17 protein-coding genes are annotated in these 19783 nt (G+C 72.1%); 12 read left to right on the top strand and 5 right to left on the bottom strand.

Annotated elements, in window-relative coordinates:
• Nucleotides 1-50: 50 nt before the first annotated feature.
• Nucleotides 51-173, bottom strand: a complete 123-nt coding sequence (locus FHX40_RS26080; protein WP_268241019.1) for a hypothetical protein — start codon at nt 171-173, stop codon at nt 51-53.
• Nucleotides 174-231: 58 nt separating this feature from the next.
• On the opposite strand from FHX40_RS26080, the gene FHX40_RS15515 reads away from it, so the two are divergent.
• From FHX40_RS15515 to rny, 4 genes are all read left to right on the top strand, one after another.
• Nucleotides 232-426, top strand: coding sequence for a DUF3046 domain-containing protein (locus FHX40_RS15515; RefSeq protein ID WP_142260292.1), 195 nt, complete (start codon nt 232-234; stop codon nt 424-426).
• Between the two features lie 364 nt (nt 427-790).
• Nucleotides 791-1951 carry a recombinase RecA gene (gene recA / locus FHX40_RS15510; RefSeq protein ID WP_142260291.1) on the top strand — a complete coding sequence of 387 codons (1161 nt, stop codon included), beginning with the start codon at nt 791-793 and terminating at the stop codon, nt 1949-1951.
• A gap of 11 nt (nt 1952-1962) precedes the next feature.
• Complete coding sequence (locus tag FHX40_RS15505) at nt 1963-2613, top strand: regulatory protein RecX (protein WP_142260290.1); 651 nt, start codon at nt 1963-1965, stop codon at nt 2611-2613.
• A gap of 618 nt (nt 2614-3231) precedes the next feature.
• Complete coding sequence (gene rny / locus FHX40_RS15500; protein WP_142260289.1) at nt 3232-4854, top strand: ribonuclease Y; 1623 nt, start codon at nt 3232-3234, stop codon at nt 4852-4854.
• Nucleotides 4855-5212: 358 nt separating this feature from the next.
• On the opposite strand, the gene FHX40_RS15495 is transcribed toward rny, so the two are convergent.
• The 4 genes from FHX40_RS15495 to FHX40_RS15480 form a co-directional block, all read right to left on the bottom strand.
• The gene (locus FHX40_RS15495) at nt 5213-6118 is read right to left on the bottom strand and encodes an amino acid ABC transporter permease (protein WP_142260288.1); all 906 of its coding nucleotides are present in this window, start codon (nt 6116-6118) and stop codon (nt 5213-5215) included.
• Nucleotides 6115-6783, bottom strand: a complete 669-nt coding sequence (locus tag FHX40_RS15490) for an amino acid ABC transporter permease (RefSeq protein WP_142260287.1) — start codon at nt 6781-6783, stop codon at nt 6115-6117. Before FHX40_RS15490 ends, FHX40_RS15495 begins: the two co-directional genes overlap by 4 nt.
• A gap of 83 nt (nt 6784-6866) precedes the next feature.
• On the bottom strand, nt 6867-7757 hold the full coding sequence (locus tag FHX40_RS15485) for a glutamate ABC transporter substrate-binding protein (protein ID WP_142260286.1): 891 nt from the start codon (nt 7755-7757) through the stop codon (nt 6867-6869).
• Nucleotides 7758-7801: 44 nt separating this feature from the next.
• Nucleotides 7802-8557 carry an amino acid ABC transporter ATP-binding protein gene (locus FHX40_RS15480; protein WP_142260285.1) on the bottom strand — a complete coding sequence of 252 codons (756 nt, stop codon included), beginning with the start codon at nt 8555-8557 and terminating at the stop codon, nt 7802-7804.
• A gap of 261 nt (nt 8558-8818) precedes the next feature.
• On the opposite strand from FHX40_RS15480, the gene miaB reads away from it, so the two are divergent.
• The 8 genes from miaB (at nt 8819) to FHX40_RS15440 (ending at nt 19736) form a co-directional block, all read left to right on the top strand.
• Complete coding sequence (gene miaB / locus FHX40_RS15475) at nt 8819-10303, top strand: tRNA (N6-isopentenyl adenosine(37)-C2)-methylthiotransferase MiaB (protein ID WP_142260284.1); 1485 nt, start codon at nt 8819-8821, stop codon at nt 10301-10303.
• A gap of 208 nt (nt 10304-10511) precedes the next feature.
• Entirely contained in the window at nt 10512-11249 is a 738-nt protein-coding gene (locus tag FHX40_RS15470) for a hypothetical protein (protein WP_142260283.1), read from the top strand.
• A gap of 218 nt (nt 11250-11467) precedes the next feature.
• The gene (gene miaA / locus FHX40_RS15465; protein WP_142261806.1) at nt 11468-12391 is read left to right on the top strand and encodes a tRNA (adenosine(37)-N6)-dimethylallyltransferase MiaA; all 924 of its coding nucleotides are present in this window, start codon (nt 11468-11470) and stop codon (nt 12389-12391) included.
• 117 nt (nt 12392-12508) lie between these two features.
• Nucleotides 12509-13330, top strand: a complete 822-nt coding sequence (dapF, locus tag FHX40_RS15460) for a diaminopimelate epimerase (RefSeq protein ID WP_142261805.1) — start codon at nt 12509-12511, stop codon at nt 13328-13330.
• 216 nt (nt 13331-13546) lie between these two features.
• Nucleotides 13547-15829, top strand: coding sequence for a tetratricopeptide repeat protein (locus tag FHX40_RS15455; RefSeq protein WP_142260282.1), 2283 nt, complete (start codon nt 13547-13549; stop codon nt 15827-15829).
• A gap of 220 nt (nt 15830-16049) precedes the next feature.
• Complete coding sequence (locus tag FHX40_RS15450) at nt 16050-16415, top strand: phosphomannose isomerase type II C-terminal cupin domain (protein ID WP_142260281.1); 366 nt, start codon at nt 16050-16052, stop codon at nt 16413-16415.
• Nucleotides 16416-16680: 265 nt separating this feature from the next.
• Entirely contained in the window at nt 16681-17760 is a 1080-nt protein-coding gene (locus FHX40_RS15445) for a quaternary amine ABC transporter ATP-binding protein (protein WP_142260280.1), read from the top strand.
• Nucleotides 17757-19736 carry an ABC transporter permease gene (locus FHX40_RS15440; protein ID WP_142260279.1) on the top strand — a complete coding sequence of 660 codons (1980 nt, stop codon included), beginning with the start codon at nt 17757-17759 and terminating at the stop codon, nt 19734-19736. The genes FHX40_RS15445 and FHX40_RS15440 overlap by 4 nt, the downstream gene beginning before the upstream one ends.
• The last annotated feature ends 47 nt before the right edge of the window (nt 19737-19783 follow it).

Genomic DNA, 19783 nt, shown 5'->3' with positions numbered 1-19783 from the left:
CCGCCACCGACGTTTCCGGTCGGCCGGAAGCCGCTCGCCGCGGGCCGGGACTAGCCTCCCTTGCGTTCCCGCCGCTCTCGGCGGGCCTGCTGCACGGCCTGCAGTTGCCGGGAACGCAGCAGTCGGCGCTTGGCGCGGTGGGCGCGCCGCTGGGCGCGGGTGAGCCTCTTCATAGGGCCTCCAATCCGTGAGCCGTGCGGCCCACTGATGGAAGCGTCTCATACTGGAGGCGTGCGCTTAACAGACTTCTGGGATCGCATGCACCGGCAGTTCGGCGAGACGTACGCCGAGTCCTGGGCGCGGGACTTCGTCATCGCCGAGCTGGGGCACCGTACCGTGGTGCAGGCCCTCGCCGACGGGGAGTCGGCGAAGGACGTCTGGCGTGCGGTCTGCGCGACCGTCGACGTCGACCCCAAGCTGCGCTGAACGCCACGCCGGTGTGAGCCGGCGCCTCCGGCCCGGTACGGCGCGGCGGCGGTGCCGTGGCGCGGCCGGGCGGCGGCGCCCGTGAGGGCCGGGTGCGGGAGCCGGCCGCGGGCGGGACGGCGCCGGGGACGGGATCCGCCGGTACGGCGCCGACCTGCGCGTTCGATTCGTCCCGGTATCTGCGTGCGAAGCCACGCGGAGGGCCGATTGGCCGCGCGATCGAACAGCAGTTCGGCTATGCTGAGGTGGCCGCCGCCGGTAAAGGTGCCACCACGCGGAAGGCGAGTGTCGCCGGGAAATTGTCGGCGGCACCCCATAGCTTGCTGGTGACCGACAGGACCCACAACCCTCACAGGGGGCATCCATGGCAGCCAACGACCGCGAGAAGGCCCTGGAAACGGCGCTCGCCCAGATCGAGCGCCAGTTCGGCAAGGGCTCCGTCATGCGTCTCGGCGACGAGGCGCGTGCCCCTGTCGAGGTGATCCCGACCGGGTCGATCGCGCTGGACATCGCGCTCGGCATCGGCGGCCTGCCCCGCGGGCGGATCGTGGAGATCTTCGGTCCGGAGTCGTCCGGTAAGACCACGGTCGCCCTGCACGCGGTGGCGAACGCGCAGAAGGCGGGCGGCATCGCCGCCTTCATCGACGCCGAGCACGCCCTCGACCCGGAGTACGCCAAGAAGCTCGGCGTGGACACCGACGCGCTCCTCGTCGCGCAGCCGGACACCGGTGAGCAGGCTCTCGAGATCGCCGACATGCTGATCCGCTCCGGTGCGATCGACGTGGTCGTCATCGACTCGGTGGCGGCCCTCGTGCCGAAGGCGGAGATCGAGGGCGAGATGGGCGACAGCCACGTCGGCCTCCAGGCCCGGCTGATGTCCCAGGCCCTGCGCAAGCTGACCGGCGCCATCAGCCAGACCCGTACCACCGCGATCTTCATCAACCAGCTGCGCGAGAAGGTCGGCGTGATGTTCGGCAGCCCGGAGACCACCACCGGTGGTAAGGCGCTGAAGTTCTACGCCTCGGTTCGCCTCGACATCCGCCGCATCGAGACCCTGAAGGACGGCACCGAGCCGGTCGGCAGCCGGACCCGGGTGAAGGTCGTCAAGAACAAGATGGCCCCGCCGTTCCGGCAGTGCGACTTCGACATCCTCTACGGCGTCGGCATCTCCCGCGAGGGCGGGATCATCGACATGGGCGTGGAGCACGGCTTCATCCGCAAGTCCGGCGCCTGGTACACGTACGAGGGCGAGCAGCTCGGGCAGGGCAAGGAGAACGCCCGCAACTTCCTGAAGAACAACCCGGACATCGCGAACGAGATCGAGAAGAAGATCAAGGAGAAGCTGGGGGTCGGGCCGCGCATCGACGCCCCCGCCCAGCCTCCGGCCGGTGCCCCCGCGGCCGGCCCGGGCGCGGCGCCCGCGGCGTCCGCCGGCCGTACCGCCGGGACCACCGGCCGTGCCGCGGCCGCCGCGTCCGCCCGGGCCGCCAAGGCCGCGGCGGCGCCCCGGCCGGGTGACGTCTGATCGACGGGACCATGCCGCCGTCCGGTTCACCCGGCCCGCGACGCCGCACCCGCGGGCGCGGGGGCGGGGGATGGCCGCCCGACGGGCCGGCCGAGGGCACCCTGGCGAGCCAGGGGCCCGACGCCGACCCGGAGGCGGTCGCGCGGGCCATCTGCCTGCGCCTGCTCACGGCCGCGCCGCGCACCCGGGCACAGCTCGCCGACGCCCTCCGCCGCCGGGGCGTGCCCGAGGACGCGGCGCAGGCGGTGCTGGCCCGCTTCCAGGAGGTGGGCCTCATCGACGACAAGGCGTTCGCCGAGGCGTGGGTGGACTCGCGGCACGCCGGGCGCGGCCTGGGCCGCAAGGCCCTCGCCGCGGAGCTGCGCCACCGGGGCGTCGCCGACGAGACCGTCCGTGACGCCGTCGCCCGCCTCGACCCGGAGGAGGAGCTGGAGACCGCGCGCCGCCTCGTCGCCCGCCGCCTGCCCGCCACCCGCGGCCTGCCCACCGCCACCCGGGCCCGCCGCCTGGGCGGCATGCTCGCCCGCAAGGGCTACTCACCCGGCCTCGCCTACCGCGTCGTCCGGGAGGCGCTGGAGGCGGAGGTCGAGGCCGAGGGCCGCCCGCTCGACGACCTGGAGGGCTGGGAGCCGGAGGAGACCACCGGCGACGACGTGCCCTGAGGCGCCGCCCGGAGCCCGGCCACGGGCCGCCGAGCGGCGCCGCCGAGCGCCCCGGGTGCCGCGGGCGCCGCGGCGGCGTGGTCGCCGAGGGGTGCGAGCGGGCTAATACAGGTCCTTATCGGGTCGAAAGGAACGCCGTGACCGGGGCGTGGTGACCGGCGGAATCACGGCCGCCCGTTCGGTGTTCGGTATCGATGCACGGTGCCGGATCGCCGGCGCCGTGGCCGCACGGTGCCACCGGCCGTGTTCGGGACGGCGGCATCAGGCGGATCCGATTGGGTCGGTTTGGGTTGGGGAAAATGCGGCCGTAGCAGGCACTTTGGTTGCGGGGCGGCGCCCGTGCCTCGGTTTTCGGCGATGCCTTTGCCCGCTCGTGGCTTGCTCGTTGCCGCATTGACACCTAATCTCGACCATAGTGAGGAGTTACTCCGCGCAGTGCGGATTGACATAACGGTGAGTAACGGACGTAGAAGATTGTTTTCGCCTGGTGACCGGATCCAGGTGGTCGATAGACCAGTGCTGAGAGCCGTATTGTCCGTCTAGCGTCACCGTAATCCGTCACTGTGCGTATGTGACCCCTCGCGCGGCGGAATCGAGACGCGAGGAGTGGGTGGGCGCATGGGCGACATCGCGCTGACGGTTGCCGTTTTCGTACTCGCCGTCGTCGCGGCTGCCGCACTCATCTCACTCATCGTCTTGATCCGCCGTACGGGCGCCGAACGCCGATCAGCGCCGTCCGGCCCGACACCCGAACAGATAGCCGAGGCCCAGAACGAGCTGGAGGAGGCCCGCCGCGAGGCGGCCCAGATCCGGGACAAGGCGAACAGCGACGCGGCGGAGATCCTCCGCAAGTCCGAGGAGGCCGCGCGAACCGTCGCGCAGATGCGCAAAGAGGTCGAGGAGGAGACGCGGATCCTCAAGTCCGAGCTCAAGGAGCTGCGGGCGGGCCTCGAGCGCCGGGAGCGGCGGCTCGCCGAGCGGGAGCAGCGGCTCGACGAGGAGGCGCGACGGCAGGCCGAGCGGGCCAAGAAGCTCGCCGAGACCGAGACCCGGCTCGCCGACCGGCGCGCCGAGCTGGAGCAGATGGAGGAAGAGCGCCGGGTGATGCTGGAACGCATCGCCGGGCTCACCGCCGAGCAGGCCAAGAACGAGCTCATCCAGTCGATCGAGAACCAGGCCAAGCGCGAGGCGGCGCTGCTCGTCCGGGACATCGAGGCCGAGGCCCGCAGGGAGGCCGACAAGCGCGCCACCAAGATCATAACGCTCGCCGTACAGCGCCTCGCCACCGAGCAGACGGCCGAGTCCGTGGTCTCGGTGCTGCACCTGCCCGGCGACGAGATGAAGGGCCGCATCATCGGCCGCGAGGGCCGGAACATCCGCGCCTTCGAGTCGATCACCGGCGTCAACCTGATCATCGACGACACGCCCGAGGCCGTACTGCTCTCGTGTTTCGACCCGGTACGCCGGGAGACCGCCCGGCTCACCCTGGAGAAGCTCATCCTCGACGGCCGCATCCACCCGCAGCGCATCGAGGAGGCGTACGAGCGCAGCAAGGCCGAGGTGCACGAGCTGTGCGTGCGCGCCGGTGAGGACGCGCTCGTCGAGCTCGGCCTCACCGACATGCACCCGGAGCTGGTCACGCTGCTCGGCCAGCTCCGGTACCGCACCTCCTACGGCCAGAACGTGCTCAAGCACCTGATCGAGTCGGCGCACCTCGCCGGCATCATGGCCGCCGAGCTGGGCCTCGACCCGACGCTGCTGAAGCGCTGCGCGCTGCTGCACGACATCGGCAAGGCCCTCACCCACGAGGTCGAGGGCAGTCACGCCATGATCGGCGCCGAGATCGCCCGCCGGTACGGCGAGTGTGAGGACGTGGTGCACGCCATCGAGGCCCACCACAACGAGGTCGAGGTGCGCACGGTCGAGGCCGTGCTCACCCAGGCCGCCGACGCGATCAGCGGGGGCCGCCCCGGCGCCCGCCGCGAGTCGCTGGAGGCGTACGTCAAGCGCCTGGAGCGGCTGGAACAGATCGCCCAGTCCTACGAGGGCGTGGAGAAGGTCTTCGCGATGCAGGCGGGCCGCGAGATCAGGGTCATGGTCAAGCCGGACGCGGTCGACGACATCCAGGCCCAGGTCATCGCCCGCGACGTGGCGAAGCAGGTCGAGGAGGAGCTCACCTACCCCGGCCAGATCCGCATCACCGTCGTCCGCGAGTCCCGCGCCACCGAGTACGCCCGCTAGGCGACACGGCCACCGGGCGGCCGATGCACGGCTCGTCGAGCCGTATTCCGGCCCGTGTGCCGCCTCCGACGACCGTGGACGGCGGATCCGTCGGTGCGGCGTACGCGCCGAGATCGGGCGGGAGCCGCCCGGATCGACCGGCCGCTACGCGACACCGGAGATGCGGCGGTGACCTCACCTGCCGGTCGTCCCGCTCGTCTCGCGGGCCGGCGTCGGCCCCTCACCGAGACGCCGGAGCGCAATGACAAGGCGTCATCAACGGCACCGGGCGGGACGACCCCGGGGCACTCATGTGCCCGCAGGCGTCCGTCCCGCCCGATGAAAGGCCGTGGGCGTTCCGCCGCGTACGGCGCGGCCGTCAGATGCCGGGGGTGCCACCCGCGACGCCGGCGCCGGGGGCGCCGACACCGGTGGCGGAGGGCGGGGCGACCGGCTTCGCGCTCGTCTTGCTGCTGCGGCGGCTGCGCTTCTCCAGCCAGGTGGCGAGGGCGCTGAGCGCCATGTTCAGCCCGATGTAGACGACGGCGATGACGATCGCGCTCGACACCCGGGTGCCGAAGTAGTTCGCCGGCAGGATCACGAAGCCCATGTTGAGCAGGTCCTGGTAGGCGATGATGTACCCGAGCGCGGTGTCCTTGAGCAGCACCACGAGCTGGCTGACGATCGCGGGCATCATCGCGGTGACCGCCTGCGGGATCAGGATCAGCCACAGCACCCCGCTCTTGCGCAGCCCGATCGCGTACGCCGCCTCCGACTGCCCCTTCGGCACGGCGAGCACCCCGGCCCGCACCACCTCGGCGAGCACCGACCCGTTGTACAGGGTGAGCCCGGTCACCAGCGCGAGCAGCGTGTAGTCGCCGCCGCCGAACACGCTCGGCGCGAGGAAGAACAGGAAGAAGATGAGCAGCAGCAGCGGGATCGCCCGGAAGAACTCCACCACGGCGCCCGCGGGGACGCGGATCCACCAGTGGTCGGACAGCCGGGCGAGGCCGAACACCGCGCCGAACACGAGCGCGCACACCGACCCGAGGGCGGCGGCCTTCAGCGTCCCGATCAGCCCGGGGATGATGAAGTCCGTCCAGGTCTTGGCCTCGAGGAAGTGCCGCCAGAGGATCGCGCTCCACTGGCCCTTCTCGTCGAACTTGACGTACACGAAGTACGCCACCGCGAGGATCCCCACGACGGTGAGCAGCGTGAGGATGTTGTTGCGCAGCCGGGCGCGCGGCCCGGGCACGTCGAAGAGGACGCTCGCCTGCGAGCTCATCGCGCCACCGCCATCCGCTTGGCCAGCCAGCCGGTGAAGAACCCGATCGGCAGCGTCACCGCCATGAACGCGGCCGCCAGCCCGAGGAAGATCGGGATCGACACGCCGGTGTCGTCGAAGGTGTCACGCATGACGAAGGCCGACTCGGCGAGGTACCCGGCCGCGATCGCCACCGTGGTGTTCTTCGTCATCGCGATCATCACGCTGCCGAGCGGCGCGATGACCGACCGGGCCGCCTGCGGCAGGATGATCAGCCGCAGCGACTGGGAGAAGGTGAGCCCGATCGCCCGGGCCGCCTCCGCCTGACCCAGCGGCACCGTGTTGATGCCGGAGCGCAGCGCCTCGCAGACGAAGGTCGCCGTGTACGCCGACAGGCCGAGCACGACGAGCCAGAAGCTGTTGGTGATCGGCGTGTCGGAGAAGATCAGCCCCAGGGTGTCGCTGAGGCCGAGCGCGCAGAACGCCAGCACCAGCGTGAGCGGGGTGTTGCGCACCACGTTCACGTACACGGTGCCGACCGCGCGCAGCACCGGCGTCGGCGCCACCCGCATGACGACCAGGATCGTGCCGAGGATCAGGGAGAAGACCGCGCAGAGGGCCGCGATCTGCAGGTTGTGCAGGAAGCCCACGGCGAGGTCCGGAGCGTACTTGATCAGTTCGTCCATCGAGCTCCACCCGGTGGGTACGGCGACGGCCGGGGACCCGGAGTCGGGCCCCGGCCGCCACACGTGAGTCGGTCAGCGGTCGATCAGGAGCAGCCCTCCGCGGGCGGTGCCTCGGTGGGCAGCTTCAGGCCCTGCGTCTTGCCGAACCACTTGTCGAGCAGCTGCTTGGCGGTGCCGTCGCTGTACATCTTCTGGATGGCCTGGTTGACCGCCTCGCAGGTCTTGACGTCGCCCTTCTTCAGGCCGACGCCGTACTTCTCGTCGGTGAACGGGTCACCGAGGATCTTGAAGTTGCCGCCGCCCTGCTGGGCGAACCCGGCGAGGATGAGGTCGTCGGTGGTGACCGCGTCGAGGTTGTTGCCCGCGAGCTTGGCCACGCACTCGGAGTAGTTCGCCGCGCCGACGAGCTGGGCGTCGAGGTCGAGCTGGCCGTCCGGCGGCGGGTCGGTGATGCGCTTGTAGGAGTTGGACCCGGCGGCCTGGCAGATGCGCTTGCCCGCGAGGTCGGTGGCCTTCTGGATCCGGTTGTCGTCCGCGCGGACCATCGTGTCCTGGTGGGCGATGATGTACGGCCCGCCGAAGGTCACCTTGCTCTTGCGCTCCTCGGTGATCGAGTACGAGGCGAAGATGATGTCCACGGTGCCGTTGGCGAGGAACGCCTCACGGTTCGAGGACGCCGACTCCTTCCACTCGATCTGCACGTCCTCGCCGCCCGCGAGCTCCTTGATCACGTACTTGGCGACGTCGACGTCGAACCCCTCCGGCTCGCCGGCGCCGGACTTCAGGCCGAGACCGGGCTGGTCCCACTTGGTGCCGACGACGACCCGCTTGGTGTTCTTGATCTTGTCCACGACCGAGCCGTCACCGGCCGCCGTGGCGCCGTCCGAGCCCTCGCCACCGCCGCCGCAGGCGGCCAGGCCGAGGGTGAGCGCGCCGGCGGCGGTGAGCGCCATCGCCAAACGTCGTATCCGCATTTTCGTTACCTCGTTTTCTCCGGGGAGGCCGGTCGCCCCGACAATCAGTGCGTCAAGATCTTTGACAGGAAATCCTTCGCCCGCTCCGTTGTGGGATCGGTGAAGAACCGCTCCGGCTCGCCTTCCTCGACGATCTGGCCGTCGGCCATGAACACCACGCGGTTCGCGGCGCGACGCGCGAATCCCATCTCGTGGGTGACGACCATCATCGTCATGCCGTCCCGGGCGAGCCCGATCATCACGTCGAGCACCTCCTGGACCATCTCGGGGTCGAGGGCGGAGGTGGGCTCGTCGAAGAGGATCATTTTGGGATCCATCGCGAGGGCGCGGGCGATGGCGCAGCGCTGCTGCTGACCGCCCGAGAGCTGCGCGGGGTACTTCGACGCGTGGGCGGCGATCCCGACACGTTCCAACAGCTCCATGGCCCGCCGCTCGGCCTGTTCCCGGGGGATCTTCCGCACCTTGATCGGGCCGAGCGTGACGTTCTCCAGGATCGTCTTGTGCGCGAAGAGGTTGAACGACTGAAAGACCATGCCCACGTCGGCGCGCAGCCTGGCGAGCGCTTTCCCTTCGGCCGGCAACGGCTTGCCCTCGAAGGTGATCGTTCCAGAGTCGATCGGCTCCAGCCGGTTGATCGTACGGCACAGCGTGGATTTGCCGCCGCCGGACGGGCCGATGACCACGACAACCTCGCCGCGGGAAACGGTCAGATTGATATCACGCAGGACATGATGGTCCCCGAAATACTTGTTGACACCCTCAAGCCTGACAAGAGGAGTGGACCCCCCGGTCTCCGTCATGGTCAACAACGTAGGTGGGTGAGGGCCAAACGTCACTAACCAGCTGGTACCGATCAGGTCACGGCACGTTTACGTGCTGCGTTCGATCTACGGGAAGTCCTCTTGACAGGCGGCGTCACCTGCTCTTTCGCCCAGCGCGAAGCGCCGGGCGGGCGGAGAATTCCGCCGCGGACCGGCGCCGGGCCGCTCCCGGCCGCCCGCGCACGGCCCTCGTCGGTCCGGCCACGGCCGGTCCGCCGAACGCCTACCCTTGTGAGTGCGATGACTGTCTCCGAGCAGGGCGCCCGCACGTACCAGGTACGGACCTTCGGGTGCCAGATGAACGTGCACGATTCCGAGCGGCTCGCCGGGCTGCTCGAGGAGGCCGGCTACCTGCCCGCCGCCGAGGGTGAGACGCCCGACGTGGTGGTGTTCAACACCTGCGCGGTGCGGGAGAACGCCGACAACCGCCTGTACGGCAACCTCGGCCACCTGCGGCCGATCAAGGCGAAGCACCCCGGCATGCAGATCGCCGTCGGCGGCTGCCTGGCGCAGAAGGACCAGGGCGAGATCATCCGGCGGGCCCCGTGGGTGGACGTGGTCTTCGGCACCCACAACCTCGGCTCGCTGCCCGTCCTGCTCGAGCGCGCCCGCGTGCTGCGCGAGGCGCAGGTGGAGATCAAGGAGTCGCTGGAGGTCTTCCCCTCGACGCTGCCGACCCGGCGCGAGTCCGTCTACGCCGCGTGGGTGGCGATCTCGGTCGGGTGCAACAACACGTGCACGTTCTGCATCGTGCCGTCGCTGCGCGGCAAGGAGCGCGACCGGCGTCCCGGCGAGGTGCTCGCCGAGGTGCGCGCCCTCGTCGAGCAGGGCGTGCTCGAGGTCACCCTGCTCGGGCAGAACGTCAACACCTACGGCGTGGAGTTCGGCGACCGTCAGGCGTTCAGCAAGCTGCTGCGCGCGTGCGGCGGCATCGAGGGCCTGGAGCGGGTGCGGTTCACCTCGCCGCACCCGGCCGCGTTCACCGACGACGTGATCGAGGCGATGGCCGAGACGCCGAACGTCATGCCGTCGCTGCACATGCCGCTGCAGTCCGGCTCGGACCGCATCCTGCGGGCGATGCGCCGCTCCTACCGCGCCGCGCGCTTCCTCGGCATCCTCGAGCGGGTGCGCGCCGCGATCCCGGACGCGGCGATCACCACCGACATCATCGTCGGCTTCCCCGGCGAGACCGAGGAGGACTTCCAGGCCACGCTCGACGTGGTGCGGGAGGCCCGGTTCGCCGGCGCGTACACCTTCCAGTACTCGATCCGGCCCGGCACGCCCGCGGCGACCATGCCGGACCAGGTACCGCGCGAGGTGGTCCAGGAGCGGTACGAGCGGCTGGTCGCGCTGCAGAACGACATCTCCTGGGCGGAGAACAAGGCACAGGTGGGCCGGGTGCTCGAGGTGCTGGTCGCCGAGGGCGAGGGCCGCAAGGACGACGCGACGCACCGCATGACCGGCCGCGCGCCGGACAACCGGCTGGTGCACTTCACCCCCGCGGGCGGGCACGGCCGTCCCCGCCCCGGGGACATGGTCACCGTCGAGGTCACCCAGGCCGCGCCGCACCATCTCATCGCCGACGGGCCCATCCTGGCGCTGCGCCGTACCCGGGCGGGCGACGCCTGGGAGGCACGGCAGAGCGCGGCGTGCGGCGCCGGGGCGTCCGGCGCGGGCGGGCGGAGCCCGGTGCTGCTCGGCATGCCCGCGATCCGGCGGGGCTGACCGCGCGGCCGGCACGGCCGGCCGGGTCGGCGTACCAGGCGTGATTCGCGGCCTTTGTGGCGCGGTGTCCGAGAAGGAGATTTCGCCGCGAATGCCGTGATCATTTTGTGATTCTTGGGGCGTCGTGCCGTGATTGTCGTTAATGTGGGCGACCGACTGCGGAAGCCTGCCCGGTTTCCGGACGATCGCCCGCAGGGAGAGTTCACACATGCGACGGCACGACGGCGCCCACACGGGCGGCCCGGTTCCGCCTGCCACGCCACCTCACACGCAGTCCGGCCCACCGTCCGGCCCGTACGAATACCTGTCCGGCCCCGGCGGCGCCCCCGCCGGATACGGCCCGTACGGCCCGGGTACGGCGCAGCGGCCCGGTGAGCCGCCCCGCGCGGACGGCGGCAAACCCTCGCGCGGCCGCACGATCCTGATCGGCGCGGCCATCGCGGTCGCCGCCGCCTCGGCCTCGGGCGGCGCGGTGTACCTGCTCTCCTCGCGGGAGGCGCCCGCGGGCGGATCGAACCCCGCCGCCACCGCCCCGGCCGAGCCGGGGGCCGGCGCCGGGAACGGCGCGCAGCGGGAGCAGCAGGCCGGATCCGGCGACGAGCAGGGCGCGACCGGACCCGAACAGGCGCCGGAGGGCGACCGCGGCGCGGACGTGCCGGTCGACGGCGAGCCGATCGGCGGCGGCTCCGGAGGCGGGGGAGCGGGCGGCGGCTCCGGAGGCGCGGGCGGCGAGACCGGTACCGGCGGCCGGTCGTCGTCGAAGACCGACTCGGGCGGCGGATCGTCCGGAGGCGGCGGCAAGGGCGGCTCGGGCGGCGGCGGCGCCGAGGAGGACGACGGCCCGCCGTACCCGGACGGGCCGCCGGGCCAGATCCCGGGCACGTCGGCCGACACCCCGCCGATCGCCGACGTCCCCTACCTCAACTCCGTGGAGAACCCGGTTTAGCGGGCGGCCCCGCGCTCTGGCATGCTGAACCGGCCGGTCCGGTCCGCCCGCCTTCCCGCGGAGCGTCCGTGCCGTTCCGCCTCGTTGCACGGGCGCTCCGGCGCGACCGGACCGGCGTCCACCGTGCCCGGACGCCGCCGGACGGCAGGCCGTACCGGTCCGGTCCGGCGCGAGCAGTCCCCGGCTCCTGACAGACTCGTCTCATGTCCGAACCGCCGATGGCGCGCGTCCCCGTGCTGGCCGTGGTCGGCCCGACCGCGGCGGGCAAGTCCGACCTGGGCGTCGAGCTGGCGCTCCGGCTCGACGGTGAGGTCATCAACGCCGACTCGATGCAGCTCTACGAGGGCATGGACATCGGTACGGCGAAGCTCACCGTGGCCGAGCGGCGCGGCGTGCCGCACCACCTGCTCGACATCTGGCCGGTCACCAAGACCGCGAGCGTCGCCGAGTACCAGCGCGCCGCCCGGCGCATCGTCGACGAGCTGCGCGCCGCGGGCAGGGTGCCGATCCTGGTCGGCGGCTCCGGCCTGTACGTGCGGGCCGTGCTCGACGACCTCGACTTCCCCGGCACCGACCCGGCGATCCGGGCGCGCCTGGAGGCGGAGCTGGAGCGCGTCGGCCCGGCCGTGCTCCACCGCCGCCTCGCCGAGCTCGACCCGGACGCCGCCGCGGCGATCCTGCCGAGCAACGGCCGCCGCATCGTGCGGGCCCTTGAGGTGATCGAGCTGTCCGGGGGGCCGTTCACCGCCCGCATGCCGTCCTACGAGTCGATCTACCCGAGCGTGCAGATCGGCCTTGAGGTGCCGCGCCCCGAGCTGGACGAGCGCATCGCGCGCCGGGTGGAGCGCATGTGGCGGGACGGGTTCGTCGACGAGGTGCGCCGCCTCGCCGCGGCCGGGCTCGCCGACGGCCGCACCGCCGGCCGCGCCCTCGGCTACGCGCAGGTGCTGCGCATGCTCGCCGGGGAGTGGACCGAGGAGCAGGCCAAGGCGGAGACGATCCGGGCGACCCGCCGGTTCGCCCGCCGCCAGGAGTCGTGGTTCCGCCGCGACCCCCGCGTGCACTGGCTGCCGTACGACGCCCCCGACCTGGTCGACCGCGCCCTCGCGCTCGTCACCGGCCACCACGCCGCGCTCGGCTGAGCCCGCCGCGCCTCGGCCGCCCGCGGCGGGCCGGTACGGCGCGCCGCGGGCCCGGCCGGTTGGCACGGGCGGGTCCGGGCCGGCCGTACCATTCGTGACATGCACTCGCCGGAGACGCTGCGGTTCGTCAAGGGCCACGGCACGCAGAACGATTTCGTGATCCTTCCCGACCCCGACGGGCGGCTCGACCTGTCGCCGGAGCTGGTGGCCGCGATCTGCGACCGGCGCGCCGGGGTCGGCGCGGACGGCGTGCTGCGCGTGGTGCCCGCCAAGCTCTGCCCCGAGGTCGCCGGTCAGGCGGGGGAGGCGGAGTGGTTCATGGACTACCGCAACGCCGACGGCAGCGTCGCCGAGATGTGCGGCAACGGGGTGCGGGTGTTCGCCCGCTACCTGGTCGAGGCGGGGCTGGCCGCCCCGGGCGAGCTCGGCGTCGCCACCCGCGCGGGCGTCCGGCGGGTACGGCTCGGCGCCACCGGCGACGTCACCGTGGACATGGGCCTGCCCCGCGTCTTCGGCACCAGCCGCGCCGTGGTGGCCGGGCGTGAGTACCCCGGCGTGTGCGTGGACGTGGGCAACCCCCACCTCGCCTGCCTGACCGACGAGCCGGTGGGCGGCATCGACCTCACCCGGCCCCCGTCCTTCGACCCGGCCGTGTTCCCGCAGGGCGTCAACGTGGAGCTGCTCAACCGGGCGGGCGGGCGCCGCGTCGCGATGCGCGTGTACGAGCGCGGCTCGGGTGAGACCCGCTCCTGCGGCACCGGAACGGTCGCCGCCGCGGTCGCCGCGGCCCGGGCGGCGGGCGAGACCACCGGCGCCTGGACCGTCGAGGTTCCCGGCGGCGAGGTGCGGGTGACGCTGGAGGAGCACACCGCCTTCCTCACCGGCCCCGCCGTCCTGGTCGCCGAGGGCGAGATCCACGCCGCCGCGCTCGTCGCCTGACGCCTCGCGAAAGCCGTACCCGCGGGCCGGCGGTCCGCGCCGAGGCCCGCGCGGCACCCGGCCGGGCGGTGTGCCCTCGCGCACACATTCCGCTCACCCGAGAGTGAACACTCGCACGTCGCCGGGGAAAGCGCCGCAGGTCGGCGAGGTGAACACAGGTCCGCCGCGCGGGGAATCGTTTGGGGCATCCCCCGTGAACTGGCAGACTGGCCTGCCATGGACGTGGACATCTGGGCGTGGGTCGGCGACACCCAGCGGCAGTTGTACGAGGCGGGGAACGCCGGGCTGGCCCTCGCACTGGGGGACCTTCCGGCCCAGGCGCTGGAAGGACGATATGCGCAGCTGGACGTGATGGCGCCCGCGGTGGCCCAGCAGGCGGGCGTGGCGGGGCAGCCGTGGCTCGAGTTCTTCGCCAGGTACTGGCATCTCATCGGCCGGATCGGTGACCGTGCGCAGGGCGAGGTCGCGCTGGAGGACGCCAGGGCGCTGGTCGAGTTCGCCCGGCGGGACGAGGTCCGCGACTGCCCCGCGGCCCCGGCGGCCGTGGAGGCGCTGGCGATCGCGCTCGCGAACACCGACGGCCCCAGGTACGCGGCCGAGCGGCTCGCCGTGCTCGGCACCGCGCTCGACGGCATGGGGCCGGACTCGCCGGCCTACACCGGCCTGACCACGCAGTACATCCTGGCGCTGCTCGACGCGGGCACCGCGCAGGAGGCGGTCGCCTACTCCCGGTCGGTGACCGAGCGGCTGCGCGCGGCCGAGAAGGCGGCGAGCTGGGAGCTCGCGGCCGCGGGCGTGCGGGCGCTGCTCGCGGTGGGCGCCGCGGAGGACGCGCTCGCCCTGCTCGACGAGGCGACCGCCTTCAAGCCGGACGACCCGGTGGCGAAGGAGCGCCGCGAGAGGCTGCTGCGCGCCCGGGTGCTCACCGCGCTCAACCGGCTCGACGAGGCCGTCGAGGCGCTGCCCGACCTCGACGTGATCGACGGGCACCCGCGCGACTGGGTCGAGTGGGCGCAGGTGGTGGACCGGCTCGGCTTCCACGGCAAGATCACCAACAGCTGGCAGCTCGGCCGGGTGCTGCGCCAGTGGGCGGACTACTTCGCCACCATGGGCGGCCACCGCGCCCGGGTGGAGGTGCTGGTCGCGGCCGCCGCGCTCGCCATCGGCCGGCAGGGCGTGTGGCAGGCCCGCCTGCTCGTCGAGGACGCCGCCGAGGGCCTGCGCCGCCTGGAGAAGGCGGAGTCCCTCGCCGAGGAGGTCGAGGTGCTGCGGCAGCGGGCCGAGCAGGCGACCCCGCCGAAGGCGCCCGCGCCCCGCAACGAGCTGGTGGGGGCGTTCGACGCGGCGGACGGCATCACCGCCGACCCGGAGCGCTGGGTGGAGTGGCTGTGGCCGCTGTCCGGCGAGGACCTCGCGGCGACCCGCCGCCACACCACCACGCTCGGCTTCCTCGGCTACCCGGCGGTGGGCGCGGACATCTACTGGCGGATGATCGTCGAGAACGGCGACCCCGCGACCGCGGACGCCGAGGACATCGGCTACCTCACCAGCCTGCTGCTCGACGCCGGGCAGGACGAGAAGGTGGAGCGACTCGCCGAGCGGCTCCCGGCCGGCCCGGCCCACCTCGCCCGCGCCCGGCTGCACCGGCGGCGCGAGCGCTGGGAGGAGACGGCGCGGGAGGCCGAGGCCGCGGTCGAGGCCGGCATCGGCATGGACGCCCGCAGGCTGTGGGCGGGCGCGGTGCAGCAGCTCGGCGACAACGCCAAGGCCGCGGGGATCATCAAGGACGTGCTCGACTCGCCGGAGATCGAGGACGAGGACGTCTGGCGCATGATCGTCATGGCGACGATCGCCGAGGACTGGGCGACCGTGCGGACGGGCGCCGCCAAGCTCGGCATGCCGCTGCAGAGCACCGAGGGGCCGATCGAGGAGGAGTGGCACCTCATCCGGGCGGTGCTGCCCGCCCCCGACGGCAGCCGCCGCGAGGTGCTCGCGCTGCGCACCGGCCCGGCGACCGCGCGCCTGCTCGTCGCGCAGCCGCGGGGCGTCGACTACAACGTCAACGACATCGTGGTGATCGACCCGACGCCGCTGGAGCCGGTGCCGGAGGACGAGCAGGAGCGGGAGCGGTTCATCATCCCGTTCGCCGCGGTCGCGATGCTGCGCTCGGCCGGGTACACGAGCTGGTTCTTCGACGGCGCCGCCCCGAGCGAGCAGGAGTGGGTCGAGTTCAACCAGGTGCTCGACGAGCGCGGCTGGGCGATCTGGGTGTACAGCGACGACGACTACACCGTCACGCACCCCGGCACGGGGGAGCGGCTGCCCGGCGTGTACGGCTGGGTCGCGGTGCCGCCGAACGTCACCCCGCGCGAGGTCGACGCGCTGCTCGACGACGCCACCGAGCGGTGGACGCACCCGCTCGCCTGGCTCGACCTCGCCCGCGAGGTCGGAATCGAGGTCGAACGGCACGAACGTATTGTCAAGGAGTACGGGCTTTAATAGTTTCCGTGCGTCCGAAAATCCCTCTGTCCGCTTTATGGCATAGTTCCCGGCGGCCCGTTCCTGAAAATGCGTTTATCCGATTTTTGCCTTTATGTCAGGTTCGGGACGCCGGGTGCTGGGGGAACCGGGCCCCACGCCGGTAGGCTTCTGCCTGCCGATCGCCCATCGGGTAACGACGACCGCGCGACGGTGCGCGGTGAGCAGATAGGAGGGGCACGTGCTGGAGATCGACCGGCTCGGCGCCGTGGTACGTGACGAGCGGCCGTGGGGCGCGTTCGAGCGCTTCACCCTCAACGAGCCCTCGACGGTCAAAATCATCACGGTACGGCCCGGCCAGAAGCTGAGCCTGCAGCGGCACGAGCATCGCGACGAGCTGTGGGTGGCGCTCGATCCCGGCCTCGTGTTCGAGATCGACGGCGAGGTGACCAGGCCCGACGTGGGGGATCGGGTGCTGATCCGCGCCCGGCAGCTGCACCGGCTGAGCTGTGAGGGCGAGGCTCCGGCGCGAATTCTGGAGATCGCCTTCGGGCACTTCGACGAGGAGGACATCGAGCGCCTGGAGGACGCCTACGGGCGCGCCTGAATGCGCACCGGCGCGGCGCGCCCATTCCATAGATATATGGCATATCTCCAGTTGGTCACAATCAGGGGGTGCTCTTTCGGGTTACGCCCGTATTGACGCGTCGACGTTTTAGCTTCGATCCTGTTGCAGGACACTGTGGTGCTCGCTGGGGACGGCGAAACACCCGGCTGGGTCTGAAAGCGCGTCGATGTCGGACCGGGCGCGGGATCGGGCTGTGGCCCACCTCGCGGGCGCCAGACTCCCGAACCCCCGAATTAGGAGCACCATGCCGGAACAGACAGCGGCGATCGAGGTGCGCTCGCTGTGGAAGATTTTCGGACCGAAGGCGGATCGCATCGTCGGGACCCCGGACGCCCAGCTGGAGCCCGCCGAGCTCCGCGCCAGGACCGGATGTACCGCCGCTGTCCGGGATGTCAGCTTCTCCGTCGCTCCCGGAGAGGTCTTCGTCGTCATGGGCCTCTCCGGCAGCGGCAAGTCGACCCTGGTCCGGTGCCTGACCCGGCTCATCGAGCCGACCGCGGGTGAGATCCGCATCGACGGCGAGGACGTCCGCGCCGCCTCCCCGTCCCGGCTGCGCGAGCTGCGCCGGCACCGGGTCAGCATGGTCTTCCAGCACTTCGGCCTGCTGCCGCACCGCAAGGTGATCGACAACGTCGCCTACGGCCTGGAGATCCAGGGCGTGGGCAAGGCGGTACGGCACCGCCGCGCCGCCGAGATGCTCGAGCTGGTCGGCCTCGCCGGCCACGCCGACTCCTACCCCGACCAGCTCTCCGGCGGCATGCAGCAGCGCGTCGGCCTCGCCCGCGCGCTCGCCGTCGACCCGGCGGTGCTGCTGTTCGACGAGCCGTTCAGCGCCCTCGACCCGCTGATCCGGCGCGACATGCAGGCCGAGGTGATGCGCCTGCACCGCGAGGTCGGCAAGACCATGGTGTTCATCACGCACGACCTCGCCGAGGCGCTCAAGCTGGGCGAGCGCATCGCCATCATGCGGGCCGGCAAGATCGTCCAGATCGGCACGCCGGAGGAGCTGGTGGCCGCCCCGGCCGACGACTACGTCGCCGACTTCGTCCGCGACGTGCCCCGGGACGGCGTGCTGTCGCTGCGCTGGATCTGCCGCAAGCCGGAGGCGGGCGAGCCGCTCGACGGGCCGCCGCTGCCGGTGGACACGCTGATCCGCGACGCCGTACCGGCCGTGCTCGCCAGCGCCCGGCCGATCCGGGTGGTGTCGGGCGACGAGGTGGTCGGCGTGGTCGACCGGGTCGACATCCTCCAGGCGCTCGCCCGCAACGGGACGAACGGCGTGCGCGGCCCGGTCGCCGGGAAGGTCGGGGGCGGCGCGTCATGACCAGCCCCGCACCGGTCGTCTCACCCCCGCCGGTGACCGCGAAGGCCCCGGCCGCGCAACCCGCCCGCCGCGTCCGGGTGCCGGGCTGGGTGCCCTGGGCCGGGGGCGTCACCCTCGCCGTCGTGCTCTACCTGCTGTTCGCGGGCGAGGCGGTGCTCCCGCACGACGAGGACGCCCGGGCCTTCGCCATCCTGCGCGACGCCCGGGACTGGGTGGACGCGAACCGCAACAGCAGCCCGATCTTCCTGTTCTTCATCAACTACATCCGGCTGTTCATCGACGTGCTGGTGACCGCGCTGCAGACCGGCCTGCACGCGATGGGCTGGCCGGGTCTGATCGTCGCCGCCGGGGCGCTGGGCTGGGCGCTCGGCGGCCCGCGGCTCGCCCTGCTGGCGCTCGCCGGGTTCGCCTCGTTCGGCGTGCTCGGCGTGTGGGAGATGGCGGTCGACACCCTCGCCCTGGTGCTCGCCGCCGTGCTGCTGTCGCTGCTGATCGGGCTGCCGCTCGGCGTCTGGGCGGGGTACTCGGAGCGGGTCCGGCGGTTCCTCACGCCGATCCTCGACGTGATGCAGATCATGCCGACCTTCGCCTACCTCGCGCCGATGACGCTGTTCTTCCTCATCGGCGCGCCCTCGGCGACGGTCGCCACCATGATCTACTCGATCCCGCCCGCGATCCGGATCGCCGCGCTCGGCATCCGCCAGGTCTCCCCGGCCGCGATCGAGGCGTCCCGGTCGATCGGGGCCACCTGGTGGCAGACCCTCATCAAGGTGCGGCTGCCGATGGCCCGCTCGACCATCCTGCTCGCCGTCAACCAGACGATCATGATGGCGATCTCGATGGTCGTGATCACCGCGCTGATCGACGCCCCGGGTCTCGGCGAGAAGATCATCAGCGCGCTGTCCCGGACCAACACCGGGGCGCTGTTCGACGGCGGCATCGCCATCGTGATCATGGCGGTCGTGCTCGACCGCCTGACCCGGGTGCGCGGCACGGGATCCGGCGGCGGTGGTGCCGCACCGCGGTGGCGCGGGCGCATCCCCGGGCGGGTGCGCTGGGCGGTCGCCGGCGTGGCCGCGGTCGCGGGCGTCGCGGTCTCCCGGGCGCTGCCCGAGGCGTTCCCGGCGCAGTGGCAGTACCCGCTCGCCCCGCACGTGAACGCCGCCACGCTGTGGATCGAGACCAACTGGTACGCCGCCACGAACTGGATCAAGGACACCGTCAGCGACTACCTGCTCAACCCGCTGCAGACGGTGCTCACCACCTCGCCGTGGTGGCTGCTCGCCGGGGCGGTGTTCGCCCTGGCGCTGAAGGTGAGCGGCATGCGGGCGGCGCTCACCGCGACGGGGTGCCTGCTCGCGACGGCCGTGCTCGGCCTGTGGCAGCACAGCATGGAGACGCTCACCATGGTGCTGGTGGCGACCGTGCTCACCGTGGTCTTCGGGCTCGCGCTCGGCATCGCCTCGGCGCGGCACGACCGGTTCTCCACGCTGCTGCGGCCGGTGCTCGACGCGGCGCAGACCATGCCGTCGTTCGTCTACCTGCTGCCCGCACTCGCCCTGTTCTCCCCCTCCCGGTTCACCGCGATCGCCGCCTCGGTGATCTACGCGGTGCCTCCGGTCGCCCGCCTAATCGAGGACGGCCTGCGGGCCGTACCCGCCACCGTGGTCGAGGCGGCGACGTCGGCCGGCTCCACCCCGCGCCAGCTGCTGTGGAAGGTCCAGCTTCCGATGGCGAAGCGCGCGCTGCTGCTCGCCGTGAACCAGGGGATCATCATGGTCCTCGCGGTCGTGGTGGTCGGCGGTCTTGTCGGCGCGGGCGCTCTGGGTTACGACGTGGTGGCGGGCTTCTCCCAGTACGAGGACTTCGGCAAGGGCTTCGCGGCCGGTATCGCCATCGTCCTCCTGGGGGTCATGCTCGACCGGATCACCCAGGGATCCGGGGCCGAACGGAGGAAGAAGAGGGTCGCCGCATGAGACTTCGACGCAGGCCGGCGGGCCGGACCGGCCCGGGTACGGCGCCG

This window comes from Thermopolyspora flexuosa (genome assembly GCF_006716785.1).
Lineage (GTDB): Bacteria > Actinomycetota > Actinomycetes > Streptosporangiales > Streptosporangiaceae > Thermopolyspora > Thermopolyspora flexuosa.
Note: the sequence above shows the minus strand (reverse complement) of the source record. Positions and strands in the feature narration are given on the sequence as shown.

Bases quoted from the DNA above. Each gene is read 5' to 3' on its own strand.
- FHX40_RS15495 (WP_142260288.1), bottom strand. From the start codon at position 6,118: ATGAGCTCGCAGGCGAGCGTCCTCTTCGACGTGCCCGGGCCGCGCGCC.
- rny (WP_142260289.1), top strand. From the start codon at position 3,232: ATGGGCGACATCGCGCTGACGGTTGCCGTTTTCGTACTCGCCGTCGTC.
- FHX40_RS15440 (WP_142260279.1), top strand. From the start codon at position 17,757: ATGACCAGCCCCGCACCGGTCGTCTCACCCCCGCCGGTGACCGCGAAG.
- FHX40_RS15485 (WP_142260286.1), bottom strand. From the start codon at position 7,757: ATGCGGATACGACGTTTGGCGATGGCGCTCACCGCCGCCGGCGCGCTC.
- miaB (WP_142260284.1), top strand. From the start codon at position 8,819: ATGACTGTCTCCGAGCAGGGCGCCCGCACGTACCAGGTACGGACCTTC.
- FHX40_RS15505 (WP_142260290.1), top strand. From the start codon at position 1,963: ATGCCGCCGTCCGGTTCACCCGGCCCGCGACGCCGCACCCGCGGGCGC.
- recA (WP_142260291.1), top strand. From the start codon at position 791: ATGGCAGCCAACGACCGCGAGAAGGCCCTGGAAACGGCGCTCGCCCAG.
- miaA (WP_142261806.1), top strand. From the start codon at position 11,468: ATGGCGCGCGTCCCCGTGCTGGCCGTGGTCGGCCCGACCGCGGCGGGC.
- FHX40_RS15480 (WP_142260285.1), bottom strand. From the start codon at position 8,557: ATGACGGAGACCGGGGGGTCCACTCCTCTTGTCAGGCTTGAGGGTGTC.
- FHX40_RS15445 (WP_142260280.1), top strand. From the start codon at position 16,681: ATGCCGGAACAGACAGCGGCGATCGAGGTGCGCTCGCTGTGGAAGATT.
- FHX40_RS15470 (WP_142260283.1), top strand. From the start codon at position 10,512: ATGCGACGGCACGACGGCGCCCACACGGGCGGCCCGGTTCCGCCTGCC.
- FHX40_RS26080 (WP_268241019.1), bottom strand. From the start codon at position 173: ATGAAGAGGCTCACCCGCGCCCAGCGGCGCGCCCACCGCGCCAAGCGC.
- FHX40_RS15455 (WP_142260282.1), top strand. From the start codon at position 13,547: ATGGACGTGGACATCTGGGCGTGGGTCGGCGACACCCAGCGGCAGTTG.
- FHX40_RS15490 (WP_142260287.1), bottom strand. From the start codon at position 6,783: ATGGACGAACTGATCAAGTACGCTCCGGACCTCGCCGTGGGCTTCCTG.